Here is a 17,820-nt window from a genome sequence, read left to right as displayed (position 1 = left end):
CCGATAATCCTAATCATGACAACTTTTGAACGCTGTTCAATAGCGTCTCCGGTCGATACTCCGAAGCCCAATCAGGGCCGAACGCTTCTCTCTGTCGCCGGCGTGGAAATGTGGGAACGCTTCTCGTTCTACGGCATGCAGGCAATCATGCTGTACTACCTCTACCATTCCGCAGCGGACGGCGGCCTCGGTATCGATCGAGCCGACGCAACCGCTCTGATGGGCGCGTACGGATCCCTGGTCTATCTCTGCACCCTCGGCGGCGGATGGGTAGCCGACCGACTCACGGGGGCGGAGAAAACGCTCCTCGGAGGTGCGGTCATCCTCGTGGTGGGACACCTCGTCCTAGCCGTGGTTCCCGGCATCCCCGGAGTCACCACCGGACTGCTTGCGGTGGCGATCGGTTCGGGTGCTCTCAAAGCTTCGGCGATCACGGTCCTGGGAACAGCCTTTTCCGAGAATGAGGGCAGACGCGACGCGGGATTCCAGATCTTCTACCTGGGAATCAACGTTGGGGCTCTTCTAGGCCCCCTGTTCACCGGCTGGCTCCACAGTACCCGTGGGTTCCACTACGGATTCGGCGCCGCCGCCGCACTCATGCTGGTGGGCCTGACAAACTATCTCATCACACGACCACAAAATATCGCGGTACAGCCCACTGATCCCCTGCCCAGGGAATCCCGTGCCCGAACCATCGCGGTAGCCTTGGCCGGTATCGCCACGGTCGTCGCGATGGTGTACCTCGGGTGGTTGAATGTGGGATCAGCGGCCAACGTGTTCCTAGCCCTCACTCTCGGAGCTGCGGCACTACTGTTCGTCCGTATGCTTCGGGACAACTCCCTGAATGACATCGAACGGAACAAGGTCACGGCATTCATACCGATATTCCTCGCGTCCACCGCATTCTGGGCTGTTCTGAACCAGACCTACGGTGTGTTCGCGGTTTACTCGGACATCCGACTCGACCGAACGATCGATCTGTTCGGAGCATCCCGTGAAATACCTGCGTCCTGGACGCAATCACTCAACCCGGCGTTCATCCTGATCCTATCCGGCCCCGCGGCACTCCTGTGGGCTGCGTTGGGGAACCGGATCGGTTCAGCGACGAAGATGGCCATCGGAGTCATTATCTCAGGGTGCGGACTATTGGTTCTTCTTCCCTTCACCGGTGGCGGCCCCGCCAGCACCCCCTTCCTCGCACTCACCGCCGCAGTTCTCATCATCACCTGCGGCGAACTTCTCGTCGGTCCGGTTGGGATGTCAACCACAACCGGGCTCGCTCCGGCGAGCTACAGAACACGATTCTCGGCGCTCTACTTCCTGACCATGGCGGCCGGAACCGCTGCAGCGGGTGTCATCTCCAGGCTCTACAACCCGGATGACGCGACAACCGAGCGCATCTATTTCACCGGATGTGGTCTGACGGTCATCGTGATCGGCACCATGGTTCTGTTACTTGGACGGCGGATCAACCACCTCGTGCAGGCAGGATCAGCGGACACACCTGCGCCGGAACGCTCCATAAGGGAATGATCCGTCATCGTTTCCACGGAAGTCCCCGCGTACCGCCCGGGATGAGGATAATGGGAAACGCCGTAAAACCGCGTCCCGGAGGGGCGGTCGGCAACACCGAAGGAGGAATCCCCGTGTCACGTTCCCCGATCTTCCACCCGACATCAACGCTGCTAGTAGTGGCATTGACGACGCTGGGCTTCAGTGGTGCCGCATGCGACTTCGGCCGTGATCCGCTCCTGAAAACCCTGGATACCCATCCGTACGATGTCATTCCCGCAACGCTCTACGACTCGGATGCCACCGCGATGACCGTCATCTGCCCCCACCAACCTCGATCCACCGTGGATGAGGTTCTCGGTGAAGGGCCTCAGAAGAGTATCCCGGAAACGGGACTTCTGGAGGATTCCAACGCGATCGGAGTCGTCAAACCTTCGGGACGCACGATCATCAAACGTTTCGCCCGATCGAAGATAGATCTCTGCTCGGGCCCCGCTGAACTGCGGCTCTACCCACCGGACACCCGGGCCACGTTTGAGGAACGGAGCGGTACCTTCACACTGGTATCCCTCGATCCACCGACCCCGGGTGCGGATCGTACCGGTGGCTAGTAGTCCTCATCGATGGTATCCACGTCCGGAAGAAGCGGGGCCAGATCCGGTAGCCGGTCGAGACTGTCGACACCGAGGAGCTCCAGAAGCAGTTCTGTCGTGGCGTAACGATGCGCACCGGTACCGTGATCGACCTCGACTTCGCGAATCAGCCCGCGGAGCTGCAGGGTGCGCATGACACCATCCACATTGACACCACGCACCGCAGAGACCTGGGCTCGGGTCACCGGTTGTCGATATGCCACCACCGCGAGAGTCTCCAATGCCGCCCGGCTGAGCCGAGACTGACCACCGTCAAGGATCAGTTTCTCCACAACTCCAGCGTTCGAGGAACGCGTGTACAGCCGCCAACCCTCGGCGCTGGAACGCAGGTCAAATCCACTGCCTCGGGCATCGAACTCGTCACGAATCTCCTCCAGAACCTCGGTGACCAAACCAGGGGCAGCACCGAGCACAGTCGACAACGTATCAACGCCCACAGGAGTATCTATGACAAGCAGGATCGATTCAATCTGCGATCGCAGTGCAGTCACTGAAGCGGGCGCCGGAAGGTCTGGTTCCTCACTCACCCCGAACACTCTACCGGCGTGGCTCTGCCTCATGGACCAACCGGTTGATCCGCCTCCGGACTACCCCATTCAGCCCATGACCCGTCATACACGGTGAGATCCGTGTATCCCGCACACGTCGCCGCGAGTGCACCTACGCATGCAGTCACCCCGGAGCCGCAACTGAATGTCATCCGACGGGCATCCCCCACCATCTGATGAAACAACTCTGCTAGTTCATCGCTGTCCCGGAGCCTACCTTCATCAAGAACAGTCGTAAACGGCATATTGACGCTGCCCGGAATATGCCCCGCTTTCAACCCCGGACGGGGTTCCGGTTCCACGCCGAAAAATCGACCGGCGCTCCGGGCGTCCACGACCTCCCAGGAGCTCCGGGCCAGCGCACGCCAGACCCCGCTTGTGCCAACGATGAGTTCAGGCCGCCCTGCGGACGTGATTGTCCCCCTCCGCGCCGCCGTCGCGAGTACGTCCGTGGGATACCCGGCTGCGATCCAAGCCGGAAGTCCTCCATCCAGAACCGCAACGTTGTCCAGGCCCGCCACCTTAGCGAGCCACCACACACGAGGCGAGCACATGATCCCGAAACGGTCATACACCACGACCGCAGTACCGTCGGAGATGCCGTACCCTTCGAACACATCCCGGACATCCCTAGGCGCAGTGTGCGGAAGAGGCGAATCAGAATCCGAGAATTCTCCCTCCAGATCCGCTAACAGTGCTCCCGGGATTCCCTCGGAGCACTTCTCAGCGTCTCCCATTGAGACACACAGAATAACGAGCCCCTCGGTCCGGTACTTGAGATTGTCAGACAACCACTCGACAGACACGACAGGGCCAGGAACTGTGACAGAGGACATATATTGAAGGATACGGTAAGGTCAGGCTCGGTAAAACCCCTTCAGAGGGGTGCCGCGTACGAGCACAGAATGACACAACACCCGATACAATCATCGAATACCTCTCGCTGATCCGGTACTGCCGGGTGTTCCCCGAGAAAACACGGGAGGCTACCAATGTGCCGGCGGTCCGCTCATTCCCAGTTACCTGCGGCCACCACCCTGGGGTCGACCTCGCGCCCGGTCCAGGCCACGCGGAGTTCACCCAGGGCCTCCTCCTGGGAAACTCCGATCGCCTGCGCCTTGTATAGTTCAAGAAGCGCCAGGAAACGCCCCACAACCTCCATTGAAACGGTGCAATCGCGAGTCAGCGTCGCGAAGGTGATCCAGTGATCCACTCCTGCAAGACGAAGAGTGTCAAGTATCTTTCCAGCCTGTTCCGGAACGGAAACAGCAATCTTGTGGATGTGGTCGGTGCCAACGAGTTCGGGTGCCCTCGGACGGAAAACCCCCGCCGCGAGTTCCGCGAACTCAGCGAGGGAATGCCCGAGTGTCACGGGAGGAAGCAAGTTGGCGAAGCGTTCCTCCAAACTGACTGCCCGGGGGTAACGGCGTGGTGCTCCTTTTTGCCAGGTCGCGAAAAGCTCAGCCACCTGTTTGTAAGCCCGATACTGCAAGAGTCGGGCAAACAGCAGATCACGGGACTCCAGTAGCGCCAGATCCTCCTCACTGTCAACCTCTCCACGGGGAAGCAACCGGGCTGTCTTCAAATCAAGGAGTGTCGCGGCGATGACGAGGAATTCAGTGATCTCATCCAGATCAGCGGTCTCCCCGAGCGCCCGGGTGTAGGCGATGAAATCATCGGTCACCCGGGAGAGACTCACTTCCGTGACATCGAGCTTTTTCTTTCCGATGAGCTGCAGCAGCAGGTCGAAGGGACCGGTGAAATTGGCCAACGCGACTTGGAAGCCGGTGATCTCCGGTTGTTCCCCGAACGTCGCCGAGGTGGCACTGGCATGGCTCGTCTGCCCCACGGTCAGTCGACGGTCCGCTCTATCACCTCACGCGCAAGATTTCGGTACTGCGCCGCGCCCTGCGAACTGGGAGCCCACGTGATGATGGGTTCCCCCGCGACAGACGTCTCCGGGAACCGGACGGTTCTGGTAATCACGGTATCGAAGACCTGGTCCCCAAAAACCTCGACGACCCGGGACATCACCTCACGCGCGTGACTGGTCCGCCGATCAAACATGGTGACCAAAATGCCAGTCACTTCGAGATCAAAGTTCAGGCGGTCCCGGACCTTCTCCACGGTATCGGTGAGCAGCGCGAGGCCACGCAGGGAAAAATAGGCACACTCCATCGGAATGATGACGCCGTGAGAGCAGGCCAGCGCATTCACTGTGAGCAGCCCCAGGGACGGTTGACAGTCAATGATGATGTAGTCATAGTCGCGCATGACAGGGCGCAGGGCACGCGCGAGAGTCTGCTCACGACCAACCTCATTGACAAGCTGGATCTCCGCTGCAGAGAGATCAATGTTGGCGGGAACGAGATCCAGCCCCGCCACGTTCGTGCGGTGGATCGCGTTCAGTATCGAGGTCGAATTATCGACCATTAGGTTGTACACCGTCAGGTCGAGTTCATCATGGGGAACTCCGAGGCCTGCAGACAACGCCCCCTGGGGATCAAGGTCGACGAGCAGCACCTTGCGACCCGCCTCAGCGAGACATGCTCCGAGGTTGATGGTCGAGGTAGTCTTGCCGACGCCCCCCTTCTGATTGCACATGGAGAGAATCGTGGCGGGACCGTGCCGGTCCAGAGGGGTGGGTTCAGCAGGTTCACGGAGGGGGCGTCCAGTCAGACCCACCTGGGGCCCAGGTGAATCGAACAGTGCCGAATCACTCACAGTCAATCCCTCTTCCTTGTCTCTACTGCATGTAGCTATATGCCCAGCCTCGGCCCGACGAGCTCGGACGCCGTCGAACCTCTCTCACTTACACGGGTGTGGTTCCAGATTACATGGTCGGCGGTACACAACCGCCAGACACTGGTGAACCTGACATTTCCACCGAGAATCAAGTTTTGAAACTTGACATGCATTCAGGTTCGTGGGTGGGCACTCATCCACACCTGTCGTAGATTCTCCGGTGACACATGAGTGTAGATCTGGGTTGTGGTAACCGAGGCGTGCCCCAGCAGCTCCTGTACCACACGGATGTTCGCACCTCCCTGCAGCAGATGCGTCGCATAAGAGTGCCGGAGAGTGTGCGGTGAAATCTTCGCCGCACATCCCGCCCTATCAGCGACATCGCGGATGATCCGCCACGCGCTCTGCCGGCTCAGCGAGCCTCCACGGCGGTTGAGAAAAAGGGCATGTGTCTTGCCCTTCGACATCACCGGTCGACCGCGTACCAGCCAGTCCTCCACCGCACGGATCGCCGGAGTACCGACCGGAACCATGCGCTGCACGTCGCCTTTACCGGTGAGAACGAGCATAGTCATTGAAGTGTCCGTGGATGCACGCGGTGCGTCATCGACGAGAAGACCCGTGATCTCGGAGATCCGCGCCCCGGTACCGTAAAGCAACTCCAGTAGTGCCCTGTCCCGAAGATCCGAGGGAGCCGCGTATTCCCCGGTGGGTACGGCGTCCAAAAGCATCTCAACCTCAGTGACGGTGAGTGCCTCCGGCAGCCGTTCACCGACCGACGGCGGTTGAACCTGTCGGGAGACGTCCCGCTCCAGTTCCCCTTCCGCCACCCCGAATCTGTGGAGTCCACGGGCGACAACGATCGCCCGTGCCGCTGACGAGGCAGCGAGCGGCCTGCGCCCCGTGTCAGGATCCCCCATCCGCAGGTACAGGAGATAACGTTCCACGTCGGCTTCCCGGACGTCACGAAGGTCTTCGAACGCGGCCAGATCGAGCCAATCCAGGTAGCGACGCAGATCCCGACGGTAGTTTGACTCGGTATTATGAGACACCCCACGCTCAACGACGAGATGATCAAGCCAGGTCTCCGCAAGTGCGTGAGGATCCGTCACCGTTGCTTAAGGTCCGAACCCGTACCCCGATGCCCGACTCCCCGGCGTTCCGGGAGCGACGTCGGGCGCAACCTGAACGGCTCCCGGGCATTCCTGGGGTCGCTACGCCCAGCTAGGACATCGAGGCCAATCATGATACCGGCGACAGCAATTGAATTGACGATCTGCCCAGTGGTGATCATCCGGTGAACCTCATCCGGATCGAACCAGGCCAGAACCATGTCCGATTCCTCATCATCTGCTGGCTCAGGCCGTTCGATCCGAGCAAGATCACGGGCAAGATACACCCGCACCGCTTCCTCACAAAACCCCGGGGAACTGACAACATCGATGAGCAGATCCCATCTGTCGGCTGTGAGCCCCACTTCCTCAGTGAGCTCACGTGCCGCGCAATCCAGCGGATCTTCCCCCGAAAGATCCAGGAGACCTGCGGGAAGCTCCCAGAGACGGTTCCGGACACAGTGCCGGTACTGATGCACCAGGGCGATCCGTTCACCGTCGAAGGCGACGACGGCCACCGCACCGAAATGCTCCACGATCTCCCGCGCCGCGATACCACCACCCGGCATCCTCACCTGATCACGTCGAACCGCGATGATCGGGGAGTCGAGAAGCAACTCTGAACCAGTTACGGTGAACTCATGCGAACCGGGTGCAACCACGGAACACTCCTATCGGTTGTCGCGGCGTTCCACTGCTGCGGCAACGAGTGCCACGAAAAGCGGATGCGGACGCGTCGGACGTGACTTGTACTCCGGGTGTGCCTGCGTAGCCACCAGGAACGGATGTACCTCACGCGGATACTCAACGAACTCAACGAGCTTTCCGTCCGGCGAAGTACCAGAGAACACGAGTCCCGACCCCTCCGAGATCTGCGCCCGGTACGCATTGTTCACCTCGTAGCGGTGGCGATGCCGTTCAGAGACCTCGACCGCCCCGTAGGTTTCAGCCACGACGGAACCTTCCTCAAGGACCGCCGGGTATGCACCCAGCCGCATCGTACCCCCCAGGTCAGCCTTCCCTGACACAGCATCGTGCTGGTCCGCCATCGTTGCAATGACCGGTGCAGACGTTCCGGGATCGAACTCCGCTGAAGAGGCGTCCTGGATTCCCGCAGCCCGGGCAGCCTCGATGACCGTACACTGCAGACCGAGGCAGAGACCGAGGAGCGGGATACGGTTTTCCCGGCAGTACCGGACAGCACCAATCTTCCCCTCGATACCACGGATACCGAAACCTCCGGGAACGACGACACCATCCACACCATCGAGCGCACGCGCTGCCCCCTCGGTAGTGGCACAGTCATCGCTCGGCACCCACCGGATCACGGTACGGACGTTGTTCCCGAAACCACCGGAACGGATCGCCTCCGTCACCGACAGATAGGCGTCGGGGAGATCAATGTACTTACCCACCAATGCGATGGTGACCTCCCCATCAGGATTATGCACCCGCTCCAGCAGCCCACCCCACACGGTCCAGTCGACGTCCCGGAACGGCAGCCCCAGGCGACGAATCAGGAAGGAATCAAGGTGCTCACGATGCAGTACCTTCGGAATGTTGTAGATGGACGGGGCGTCCGCACAGGAGATGACGCCTTCCTCATCGACGTCACACATAAGCGCGATCTTCGACTTCAGCCCATCCGGAACCTCGCGGTCACAACGCAGTACCAGAGCGTCCGGCACGATACCGATGGACCGCAGCGCAGCAACAGAGTGCTGGGTCGGTTTCGTCTTGAGCTCACCGGACGGTGCGAGATACGGGACGAGGGAGACATGGATGAAAAAGATGTTCTCACGTCCGACATCGTGGCGGGCCTGGCGGGCCGCCTCAAGGAAAGGCTGCGATTCAATGTCACCGACGGTGCCCCCGATCTCGGTGATGACGATATCAGGCCGGACACCATCAGCGTCCGGTTTCCCCATTTCCAGCACACGGCGCTTGATCTCATCAGTGATGTGCGGGATGACTTGTACGGTGTGTCCCAGGAATTCACCACGCCGTTCCCGGGCAATGACTGTGGAGTACACCTGCCCAGTGGTGACGTTCGCGTTGGCGCCGAGGTTGCGGTCAAGGAAACGCTCGTAGTGTCCGAGGTCCAGGTCGGTTTCTGCGCCGTCCTCGGTGACGAACACCTCACCGTGTTCAAAGGGGTTCATCGTACCCGGATCAACGTTGAGGTACGGATCCAGCTTCTGCATCGTGACCTTCAGCCCCCGTGCGGTGAGTAGCTGACCGAGGCTGGAGGCCGTGAGGCCCTTTCCCAGCGAGGACGCGACACCGCCGGTGACGAAGATGTACTTGGTATCAATGCCACGCGTTTGCGACAAAAGGGGCTCCCGGGGTTCTAGGTCGCCTCCCGGCTGATCGCCGGGAGGAGTCGAGTTGTGCGGACTACCCCACCGAAGGAATCAGTCTGTTACCCGACAACCCGACGATGATGATGAACCGGGCCCGGAAAAGAAAGAAAACCGCAGGTGGTGCTGAAGGTTACCGGCATCGTAACCCACGGGTCTTCACTCTAACACAGCGACTTCCACTGGCCCCGGACAGAACTATCCGGCGTCCTGTGCTTCTTGGCCTACTTCTGCGGCGGGTTGTTCCTGTTCTTCTCCGGAGAGCGAATCTGGAGATGGCTCCTGTGTGTGTTGCTCGATGCCTGTTCCAGGTTCCCGTACGGGACCGACCGGTTTGGCAGGTACCGCTTCTTCTGCGGACGCCGCTGACCCGTAGGAGCCTGAGTCTCCCTCGCGTTCATGCCGAGCAGCGAGCACAGTCGCCAAACGCCCGTAAGCACGATCGATGGAGTCGACTGTGGAAACATGCGAACGGGCGTCTGCATCGGCCCGCAGGACGCCGATCGCACCGGTGTCCGACGCCGAACGCAGGCGTCCTGCGAGGACTGTACCCCGGCCTTTTGTGTCAAGTGCTGTGACAAAGGTAGCCAGGTTCTTTGCAGCGAACCTGTCCGTGGATCCGTCATCATCACCAGTGATGATGACAATGACGTCGGCGGGTTGAATAGCGCCCTGCTCAAAGCTCAGGAAACCGGATTCAGACAACGCATTCAGCAGAAGACTCCGCTCACCCGGATCGGCCTGTGGCTCACCCGTCACGGGATCGTTGAACAAGGCTGAACCGAGGGCTTCACCAGAGTGTGTGCCCGGATCGAGCCGGTCCAGGGAAAGTTGCGCCCCCGCGGGAAGAGTGGAGGTGACGATCGTCTTCAATGCATCCGCACCGTCCTGGTCGAAGAATCTCTTAGCGAGCTGCACCGTCCCCGCATCCGTGGCACCAGCTTTCCCGAGGAGCCATGCGATGTTGTCGATGTCCTCTTTATCAGCGTCCGGAGTGGTCATGATAAGCACCGACTGCTCGGCCAGCACCCCCGAGACCATGTCCTCCGCTACATCGGCGACAACAGTGTCCGCTGTATCAGCCTGCGCCGCGTTAATCTCGGCTTCGAGCCGAGCCTCTTTGAGCTCCGCGGGTGTGATCACCACCGCGCCTGAATCTCCCTCTGGCAGATTGGGGGCCAGCACACAGGCTCCCAGGACGACGCCGCCCGCTATACCGAAGAACAGTCCCGCAACGGGGCCGATCCGTCGTTGCGATGTGTGTGCCATGGGCAATACTCCTGATCAGGTGTGGTGGAAAGGGCGGGTACGGGTTGTACGGTGTTACCGGAACCAGCTCTGGACGGTCAATGCGAGGTTGTTCCAGGTGGTGATGAGATTGTCCGTGAAACTGCCGTCGCCGGAGGTACCGGCGATCAACAGAATCACGGCGCACGCGATAAGCATTCCGAGTAGCGCCCACAGCCACGAGGGATTCGGACCCCCTACCTTGTAGAGCTCCTCGACGGTTGCACCGTCAATCAAACGAGATCCAAGCTTCGCACGAGTGAGCAGAGCAGACGGAGTCGCTTCGGGGCCACCCACGAAGATCGTGTGCAGGTCCAGAGATGCCCCTGCGTTCACGATCAGGGAAGCACCATGATAATCCGCGAGGAGAAGCGCGAGATCCGTGGCAGAGTTACTCGCGGCGGGGAATGTCATCGCCCCGACCCCCAGATCCTGAATACGTTCCAGCCCCACAGCATGCCCGTCCGGATCAGCGGGTAGGACAACCCGAGCACCGCTCCGCAGTGCTTTAGAACCGATACCCGAGGGATCTCCGACGACGAGATCCGGGGTGTACTTGGCTTCAACCAGTGCATCAGCCGCAGATCCAACACCGATGAGTACTGGATCATACTCACGGATGAAATTGTGGAGACGCTTCAACTGCTCTCGGTGCTCGGGACCGGGGGAGAGTACCAGAACCTTTTTGTTTGTGATCTCAACACCTGTATCCGGTACTCCGAGCCCGTCGATCAGAAGTGGCGCCTCGGAATGGATGAACTGGATCGTATTACCGAAGAACGCCTCCATATGGTCAACGAGGGAACCCTGTGCCTCAGTGAAGGCGACCTCCGCGGAACGAAGATCAATGACCCGTCCGGTACCGATTAGCTTATCCCCCTGATAAAGCTCCCCGTCCTCGGTCAGAACACCTTTACGACCATCCTTCAGATGGCGCCAGACCTCCGCACCGACCCTATCCACGAGAATGATCCCGGCATCCAACATCATCTGTGGGCCGAAATTCGGAACTGATCCCGTAGTGAATCCGGCAACATTCACCACCGCTCCCGGCCTCGCATCGATCAACCGCTGTGCAAAGGACCGGTTGATGTCCGGAACATCGATGACCGCGATGTCACCGGTGGAAAGACGCTTGAGACCCTTGCCGCGGTGAGTGCACTCACGCAGAGTGCCACGCAGTCCGGGGATATCAACGGTGCGGGAGAACAGACTCATGGCGCTATTGTGCAACTCAGCGGGCGATCCGTGGTGGAGGCGCGCTGAGTATCAATGGAAGTACATGATCGCTACGGTGTCTTTCAGCGGAACTGCGCACGCATTTTTGCAGCCATATCGAGCAGCTCCCTCGCATGCGCGCGTCCCGTCGCGGTGTCATCCAGCCCAGCGAGCATGCGCGATATCTCCTCTACCCTGCGTCCGTCACCGAGGACCTCAACTCCGGAGGTCACCGTCGAGTCTCCGACCTGCTTGGCGACATGGAGGTGGGTGTCGGCGAATGCAGCGACCTGCGGTAGGTGAGTGACTACAATGACCTGATTGTCCACTGCGAGCCGGGACAGACGCCGCCCGATTTCAACCGCAGCACGTCCCCCAACTCCGGCGTCCACTTCATCAAACACAAGCGTCGTACCCTTGGTCCCCGCAGCGAGAATAACCTCCAGGGCAAGCATCACCCGGGAAAGTTCACCTCCGGAAGCCGTGGTCGCCAATGCCCGGGCCTCCGCATCCGGAGTCGCGGCCAGCAGGAACTCAACATCGTCGGCCCCATCCGGCCCCGGATCCACCGCACGGACCGCCACCTCAAAGCGGGATTTCGCCATCGCGAGACCGTGCAGTTCCCCGGTCACAGCACTCCCCAACTGATCAGCAGCACCGGTGCGTGCCTTCGTGAGTTTCCTCGCCGCCGAACGCATCGCCTTTTCCGCTGACGCTGTTTCCACCTGTAGTTTCTCCACCGCCTCGCTGGAAACGTCAATCGCCGACAACTTACGGCGAGCTTTCTCCCGCCACGCGAGAACTCCGTCAATGTCCGAGGCATATTTTCTGGTCAGTTGCTTCAACTGCTGCTGACGCTGGAGGAGCTGTTCCAGTGCCTCGGAATCGACCGGAAGATTGGACAGGAAAACACCAAGCTCAGCAGAAATCTCCCCCAACTGCGCAGTCATCTCCCCCAGTCGCACAGCGACAGCCAGGAGAACCGGATCATCAGAACCGGCCAACACCGACTGGGCTGCACCGAGAAGATCGGAGGCACCTGACGCATCTGACGCCCCGTCGAATCCATTCAGCGCCTCCGGCCCATCGACCGCGACCACTGCAGCCGTAGCCTGTTCCCGAAGACCATCAACGTCCTGTAGCCGCCTGATCTGGTCCTTCAGGTCATTGTCCTCACCAGGGACCGGATCTACGTCATCTATTTCCCCGATCGCGAACTGGAGACGATCCACCTCCTGGGCGAGCTCCCGACGCCGGGTTGTACGCTCCTTGAGATCCCGGGCTTTTTCCCGCCAGACGTTCCACGCCTCCCGATAGGTCGCGAGCAACGGTCCTATTTGAGGAGAAAAACGGTCGAGGGCCGCCAACTGTCGCTCCGGAGCAAGGAGACGAAGCTGATCATTCTGCCCATGGATGGTCAGCAGCTCTGCGGTGAAGTCGGCAAGGGTGGCGGCAGGTACCGAACGTCCACCCAGATGTGCCCGGGACCGACCGGTCGCGTTCACCGTACGGGAAGCGATGAATTCGCCGTTCTCATCCGCTGAACCACCGGCGGCATCCACAAGTTCTGCTATGGTGCGGGCAGTGTCCGGGGGAAGCTGATCCACCAGAAATCTTCCTTCGACCACCGCTTGGGACGCACCGGTTCGGACCCGCGACGCATCCGCCCGACCGCCACACAGCAAACGAAGTCCGGAGACCACCATGGTTTTACCGGCACCGGTCTCCCCGGTCAGAACGGTCAGCCCACTATCCAGCTCAGTGGTGGCCACCGGAATAACACCGAGGTTCTCGATCGTGATCTCTGCAAGCATGACACCACGATACAGCACCTTTTAGAACACGCGTGCTAGCCACTGCATCGTACTGATGGTGGCAGGGTGCCGCGAGGTTACAGCGCGGGAGAACCACCCGAGCGCCGCCAACCTTCGACAGGCAGTCGAAACTTAGTCACGAGTCGATCAGTGAACGTCGAGTTATCCAGCCGGACCCACCGAACCGGCCGCACCCCCCGCTCCACCTCGATCCTGGAACCAGGCGGCATCGGGATCCGCCGGAAACCATCCATGACCGCGACCGCAGCGGATGTGTCGGAGTTGGACTCCACGGCTACTATCGATGAGGGACTGACAACGAGAGGCTTGGCGAACAGCGCGTGCGCATTGTTCGGGACAACGAGAATCGCATCAAGTTCGGGCCAGAGAACCGGTCCACCCGCAGAAAAGGCGTAGGCCGTCGAACCGGTGGGGGTAGAGATCAGTATTCCGTCACAACCGAATGTAGAGACCGGCCGACCGTCGACCTCCAGCATCGCGTCGAGAACGCCGGAACGGTTGAGGTTCTCTACACTGACCTCATTCAACGCCCACGCTGTACCAACGGTTTTCTGCGCAGCATCGCGGACGGTGACATCCAGCGTCATACGGTCTTCAATCCGGTAGTCTTTTTCGATCACCCGCTTGATGGCCAACTCGAGTGAATCAGATTCCCATTCCGCGAGAAAGCCAACGTGCCCGAGGTTGATGCCGAGCACGGGAAGGTCATTCATGTGGGCGATGTCCGCTGCCCTCAGGAATGTACCGTCACCACCGAGCACCAGAATGAGTTCGACGCCCTCAGCAGCACCCGCCGTATGTGCGAAACGGGGGAAACGCCCGAGAACAGGGTGATCCATGAGAATCTTGGGGTCAGTCGGGGTAAGAACCCGGACCCGAATTCCCGCAGCGTCGAGAAGCTCCGCTGCATCCGCGGTAGCCTGCAAATTAGCACTCCGCCCCACATGGGGAACAAGTAGAACCTCGCGGTCGGTCATCTCGGCCCTTCCTCAACTGCACGTTCCACCATAGAACGGATATCCTTCGCTGGAGACGGGTATCCGTCCCCCGACACAGATCCATTCACCAGCCACAGAAAATACTCCACGTTTCCTGACGGCCCCGGCAACGGGGACGCGACGACCCCCCGACACGACATACCAAGCTCCTCGGCGAAACGGGCGATGTTCTCGGTGACCTCGATACGGAGTTCTGGGCTACGAACCACACCACCGGTACCGAGTCTGTCCTTTCCCACCTCGAACTGCGGCTTCACCATCGGAAGCAGATCAGCTCCGGGTGCGAGGCAGTCCCGGAGAGCGGGCAACACCAACTTGAGGGAGATGAACGACAGATCTCCCACCATCGCGTCACACACACCTCCGAGCTTCTCCGGGGTGACGCCCCGGATATTAGTCCGGTCGAGAACCTTCACCCGCGGATCATTCTGGAGGCGCCAGATCAATTGCCCGTAACCAACGTCTACCGCAACAACCTCTGAAGCACCCCGACGGAGGCAGACGTCGGTGAATCCGCCCGTCGAGGCTCCCGCATCGAGAACCCGCCGTCCCGAAAGAGAGAGGCCCTCAGCGGCGAACGCGTCCAAGGCCCCAAGTAGCTTGTGGGCACCCCTGGAAGCATAGGTATCCTCCTCAGCGGTGGTAACCCGGATCGACACATCCGGGTTCACGACGGTCGCAGGTTTCACGGCTGTGATCCCCCCCACCTTGACCCGGTTCCCCCGAATCATCTCGACCGCATGTTCCCGCGAACGTGCCATCTTTCGTCGTACGAGCTCAGCGTCGAGACGTCGGCGGGCAACCATCAGGAAACTCCTCGGTGTTCGATCCGCGGTGGGTAAATCCGGCTGACCGGGATAAAGGACAAAGTACGGTTATTGAAGGGCGTCGTGCAGAATCTGGTGTGCCCGGGATAGTTGGTCGGCTTCTTCAGCGAGTGAAGTCGTCTCCTCACCCAGCACAGCTTCCAGAGCCTCCACCAGACGAGTCGGTGAAATACACGGTCTTGCAGGGTCTCTGGGTACAGGGCGCATCGGGTGTGCCCCACGTGGAGTACCGGGCACGGTCACCACCACTGTTCGAGAACACGCTCGGCATCGGGTCCGACCGATACGACTTGTTCGACGTGTTCCTCCACGGACCACGCGACCGCTAACGCGGTACGGAGCGCCTGCACTGAGGTGGAGGCCGGACCACCCCCCGCGAGTTCCAGTACACCACCGTCGATCCGCGCGATAAATCCCCCCTGGGCACCTGGCCGGAGCAGTGCCGTGTCTGAGTTGAGAACGTCGAGAGTCTCCGATACAAACGTCGGGCGGTGTTCAGAGGGTGCCCGGAGAAGATCAAAGTAACCGCTGACACCTGTCAGCACACAAAGAGTATCCATCCCGGCGGCAGCACCTCCGGCAATGTCCGTGTCCAGCCGGTCGCCCACTGCAAGGGGCGATACGCAACCTAGTGACCTCGCGGCTGCGTGAAACATGGCGGGTTCAGGTTTCCCCGCGGAGATGGGTGACACTCCCGTGGCAGAGACAACAGCCGCGACCATCGATCCGTTACCCACATGGAGGCCTCGTTCCTTCGGAAGAGTGGTATCCAGATTACTGGCAAGATACAGCGCTCCCTTCCTGATCGCGAGTGCCGCCTCGGACAATTGCGCCCAGCCGGTTTCCGGATTATGTCCATGAAGAACAGCGACCGGATCGTCATCCGCACTGTTTGTCACATTGAAACCAGCATCAAGCGCCAACTCGCGGAAAGAATCGGTACCGAGTATCAGAACAGTCGAACCTTCCGGGATCCTCTCGGCAGCAAGCTGAATGGCCGCGAGAGCAGAAGTCATGACGTCCCCGGGAGTCGCGTCCAACCCGAGTTCCCGAAGCTGAGCGGAAACGGCACCGGGAGCCCTGGAGGCGTTGTTCGTGACATAGAGAGCAGGAAGTCCGGATCCGTTTACCGCTTCAACCGCACCCGGAATCGGTTCTCCTCCCTGGTAGATCGTCCCATCAAGGTCAAGAAGTAGTGCGTCATACTCAGAGGCCACAGTCATGGTCATTCAGTCTACCGAGAGCATACGGAGCAGAACCGCGTGGGCCAGGAATTCACGGGAACTGGCAACTCGGCAGCCTATATGATCATCGACACTCATCAAGCTCCGCCAGTCTGTCCACAACATCCAGACCATCATCCGTATCAGCTTTACCTGCATTTGTGAACCATTGACGTGCCTCCTCCTTCCGCCCTGCAGCGGCGAGAGCATCCGCATAGGCGTAGAACAACCGCGCTGCTGAGGAACCTGTACGGTTCGGATTCAGATCCTCACGCTGGAGTTCAATCACCGCGGCATCGACATCCCCCAGGTCTTTCCGTGCGCCGGCAATAACGATCGTGAACTCGGTTCTGGATTCGGCATCGAGAGAGTCGACGTCCTCTGTACGGGCCATTTCGATGGCTCGTTCCGGACGCCCCAGTCCTCGTTCGCAGTCGGCCATCACCGCGAGTAGACCGGGACCACCACTCATTCGTCTCGCAGCCCGGAGCTCCGCGAGAGCTTCCTTCCATTCACCGGCATGATATGCAGCAATCCCACACGTTTCCCTGACCACTGCGACACGACCTGCACGATCTTTTGCTGCTCGGGCATGGCGCAGAGCTAGTTGCGGATCGTCTGCCATCAACGTGGCGGACATGACCATATGACGGCCAACCACCTCAGCATTGTCCTTCGAAAGTGAGCGAAGATCCTGCCTAACGGACGGATCCAGATCCTGTGCCGTGATGTCGTCAGGAAGGTCTGGTTCGGACAAACGTGCCTTGATCCGTTCCTCCCGAAAACCTGATCGTTGCGGACCTGCACGAAAGCCTTCTTCTCTACGGCCAGAGCCGGCACGCTGTGCGTGTCCTCGACCGCCATTGTTACTACGACTGCTGGAGCGCCGCTCGACATCCCGTCCCCCGGTACGCCGATTACGACGTTCACCTTCGCCGGAACGTCTTCCGGATACACCGGCTCCATCGGTCGAATCCGCCCCCCGGACACCCCTCGATGATCCGTTACGATCATCCCGTTTGGCATCGCCGTACCCACCACGGCCATCCGTTAACCCTCTGGCTCCTGAAGGACGATCACCGCTACGTCGTGAACTATCGCCATTGGAACGACTACGATACCTGTCACGTTTTGGCTGTTCATCTCCCGCACTGAAACTACCGGTCTTTGGATCATAGGAGGCCTTGGGTTTGTCTCCTGAAACGTGTTCGGCGCCCCTCCCGCCACGGGCCCTCGGATTTCGGCTACCACCACCGCGAACGCGGTCAGAGTGCCTGTCGTTGGAGTTGTGTTCAGCCATGACACATGCCCTTCCGGGGGTTAATTTGAGTTGGAACAGTGACGCTCATCGTCGAGCGGAATTATGATGCTCAGTCACACCACGAAATCTAAATACTACCGTGTCATGGTGGAGCAGCTCCAACATGACACAAAAAGTGGGTCATGATAACCCCGGAACCATAAAAGGTTCCAAAAGTAATCATGACCCACTAATATTTTTG

Annotated in this window: 16 protein-coding genes; 2 read left to right on the top strand and 14 right to left on the bottom strand. The window is 60.1% G+C overall.

Going from position 1 to position 17,820, the window contains the following annotated elements; genetic code table 11:
* Nucleotides 1-15: 15 nt before the first annotated feature.
* Together QWU43_RS11570 and QWU43_RS11565 are read left to right on the top strand one after the other, a co-directional pair.
* Entirely contained in the window at nt 16-1,533 is a 1,518-nt protein-coding gene (locus QWU43_RS11570; protein WP_370917907.1) for a peptide MFS transporter, read from the top strand.
* 113 nt (nt 1,534-1,646) lie between these two features.
* On the top strand, nt 1,647-2,123 hold the full coding sequence (locus tag QWU43_RS11565) for a hypothetical protein (RefSeq protein WP_370914254.1): 477 nt from the start codon (nt 1,647-1,649) through the stop codon (nt 2,121-2,123).
* On the opposite strand, the gene QWU43_RS11560 is transcribed toward QWU43_RS11565, so the two are convergent.
* The 14 genes from QWU43_RS11560 to QWU43_RS11495 all read right to left on the bottom strand — a co-directional run bounded on the left by QWU43_RS11560 (nt 2,120) and on the right by QWU43_RS11495 (nt 17,618).
* The gene (locus tag QWU43_RS11560; protein WP_370914255.1) at nt 2,120-2,725 is read right to left on the bottom strand and encodes an SMC-Scp complex subunit ScpB; all 606 of its coding nucleotides are present in this window, start codon (nt 2,723-2,725) and stop codon (nt 2,120-2,122) included. The genes QWU43_RS11565 and QWU43_RS11560 overlap by 4 nt on opposite strands.
* Nucleotides 2,722-3,549, bottom strand: a complete 828-nt coding sequence (locus QWU43_RS11555; protein WP_370914256.1) for a sulfurtransferase — start codon at nt 3,547-3,549, stop codon at nt 2,722-2,724. The genes QWU43_RS11560 and QWU43_RS11555 overlap by 4 nt, the downstream gene beginning before the upstream one ends.
* A 173-nt stretch (nt 3,550-3,722) precedes the next feature.
* Nucleotides 3,723-4,562: a ScpA family protein gene (locus QWU43_RS11550; RefSeq protein WP_370914257.1), complete on the bottom strand. Its 840-nt coding sequence runs from the start codon at nt 4,560-4,562 to the stop codon at nt 3,723-3,725.
* Between the two features lie 2 nt (nt 4,563-4,564).
* Nucleotides 4,565-5,437 (bottom strand): ParA family protein, encoded by an 873-nt coding sequence (locus tag QWU43_RS11545; protein WP_370914311.1) that lies wholly within the window; start codon nt 5,435-5,437, stop codon nt 4,565-4,567.
* Nucleotides 5,438-5,631: 194 nt separating this feature from the next.
* On the bottom strand, nt 5,632-6,570 hold the full coding sequence (locus QWU43_RS11540) for a site-specific tyrosine recombinase XerD (RefSeq protein WP_370914258.1): 939 nt from the start codon (nt 6,568-6,570) through the stop codon (nt 5,632-5,634).
* Nucleotides 6,567-7,232, bottom strand: a complete 666-nt coding sequence (locus QWU43_RS11535) for an NUDIX domain-containing protein (RefSeq protein WP_370914259.1) — start codon at nt 7,230-7,232, stop codon at nt 6,567-6,569. Before QWU43_RS11535 ends, QWU43_RS11540 begins: the two co-directional genes overlap by 4 nt.
* A gap of 9 nt (nt 7,233-7,241) precedes the next feature.
* Complete coding sequence (locus QWU43_RS11530; RefSeq protein ID WP_370917906.1) at nt 7,242-8,903, bottom strand: CTP synthase; 1,662 nt, start codon at nt 8,901-8,903, stop codon at nt 7,242-7,244.
* Between the two features lie 225 nt (nt 8,904-9,128).
* Nucleotides 9,129-10,199 carry a copper transporter gene (locus QWU43_RS11525; protein WP_370914261.1) on the bottom strand — a complete coding sequence of 357 codons (1,071 nt, stop codon included), beginning with the start codon at nt 10,197-10,199 and terminating at the stop codon, nt 9,129-9,131.
* A 54-nt stretch (nt 10,200-10,253) separates the two neighbouring features.
* Nucleotides 10,254-11,435, bottom strand: a complete 1,182-nt coding sequence (gene steA, locus QWU43_RS11520) for a putative cytokinetic ring protein SteA (RefSeq protein ID WP_370917905.1) — start codon at nt 11,433-11,435, stop codon at nt 10,254-10,256.
* An 83-nt stretch (nt 11,436-11,518) separates the two neighbouring features.
* Complete coding sequence (recN, locus tag QWU43_RS11515) at nt 11,519-13,249, bottom strand: DNA repair protein RecN (RefSeq protein WP_370917904.1); 1,731 nt, start codon at nt 13,247-13,249, stop codon at nt 11,519-11,521.
* Nucleotides 13,250-13,326: 77 nt separating this feature from the next.
* Complete coding sequence (locus tag QWU43_RS11510; protein ID WP_370914264.1) at nt 13,327-14,247, bottom strand: NAD kinase; 921 nt, start codon at nt 14,245-14,247, stop codon at nt 13,327-13,329.
* Nucleotides 14,244-15,074 carry a TlyA family RNA methyltransferase gene (locus QWU43_RS11505; RefSeq protein ID WP_370917903.1) on the bottom strand — a complete coding sequence of 277 codons (831 nt, stop codon included), beginning with the start codon at nt 15,072-15,074 and terminating at the stop codon, nt 14,244-14,246. The genes QWU43_RS11510 and QWU43_RS11505 overlap by 4 nt, the downstream gene beginning before the upstream one ends.
* Nucleotides 15,075-15,334: 260 nt before the next feature.
* Nucleotides 15,335-16,318 (bottom strand): HAD-IIA family hydrolase, encoded by a 984-nt coding sequence (locus QWU43_RS11500; protein ID WP_370917902.1) that lies wholly within the window; start codon nt 16,316-16,318, stop codon nt 15,335-15,337.
* An 85-nt stretch (nt 16,319-16,403) separates the two neighbouring features.
* Complete coding sequence (locus tag QWU43_RS11495; RefSeq protein WP_370917901.1) at nt 16,404-17,618, bottom strand: hypothetical protein; 1,215 nt, start codon at nt 17,616-17,618, stop codon at nt 16,404-16,406.
* Nucleotides 17,619-17,820 lie beyond the last annotated feature (202 nt).

The organism is Corynebacterium sp. CCM 9204 (assembly GCF_041357695.1).
Lineage (GTDB): Bacteria > Actinomycetota > Actinomycetes > Mycobacteriales > Mycobacteriaceae > Corynebacterium.
This window is presented reverse-complemented; position numbering and strand designations above follow the sequence as displayed.

Excerpts from the sequence above, each read along its gene's own strand:
- QWU43_RS11570 (WP_370917907.1), top strand. The coding sequence starts at position 16 with ATGACAACTTTTGAACGCTGTTCAATAGCGTCTCCGGTCGATACTCCG.
- QWU43_RS11560 (WP_370914255.1), bottom strand. The coding sequence starts at position 2,725 with ATGAGGCAGAGCCACGCCGGTAGAGTGTTCGGGGTGAGTGAGGAACCA.
- QWU43_RS11525 (WP_370914261.1), bottom strand. The coding sequence starts at position 10,199 with ATGGCACACACATCGCAACGACGGATCGGCCCCGTTGCGGGACTGTTC.
- QWU43_RS11495 (WP_370917901.1), bottom strand. The coding sequence starts at position 17,618 with ATGGCTGAACACAACTCCAACGACAGGCACTCTGACCGCGTTCGCGGT.
- QWU43_RS11510 (WP_370914264.1), bottom strand. The coding sequence starts at position 14,247 with ATGACCGACCGCGAGGTTCTACTTGTTCCCCATGTGGGGCGGAGTGCT.
- QWU43_RS11505 (WP_370917903.1), bottom strand. The coding sequence starts at position 15,074 with ATGGTTGCCCGCCGACGTCTCGACGCTGAGCTCGTACGACGAAAGATG.
- QWU43_RS11500 (WP_370917902.1), bottom strand. The coding sequence starts at position 16,318 with ATGACTGTGGCCTCTGAGTATGACGCACTACTTCTTGACCTTGATGGG.
- QWU43_RS11555 (WP_370914256.1), bottom strand. The coding sequence starts at position 3,549 with ATGTCCTCTGTCACAGTTCCTGGCCCTGTCGTGTCTGTCGAGTGGTTG.
- recN (WP_370917904.1), bottom strand. The coding sequence starts at position 13,249 with ATGCTTGCAGAGATCACGATCGAGAACCTCGGTGTTATTCCGGTGGCC.
- steA (WP_370917905.1), bottom strand. The coding sequence starts at position 11,435 with ATGAGTCTGTTCTCCCGCACCGTTGATATCCCCGGACTGCGTGGCACT.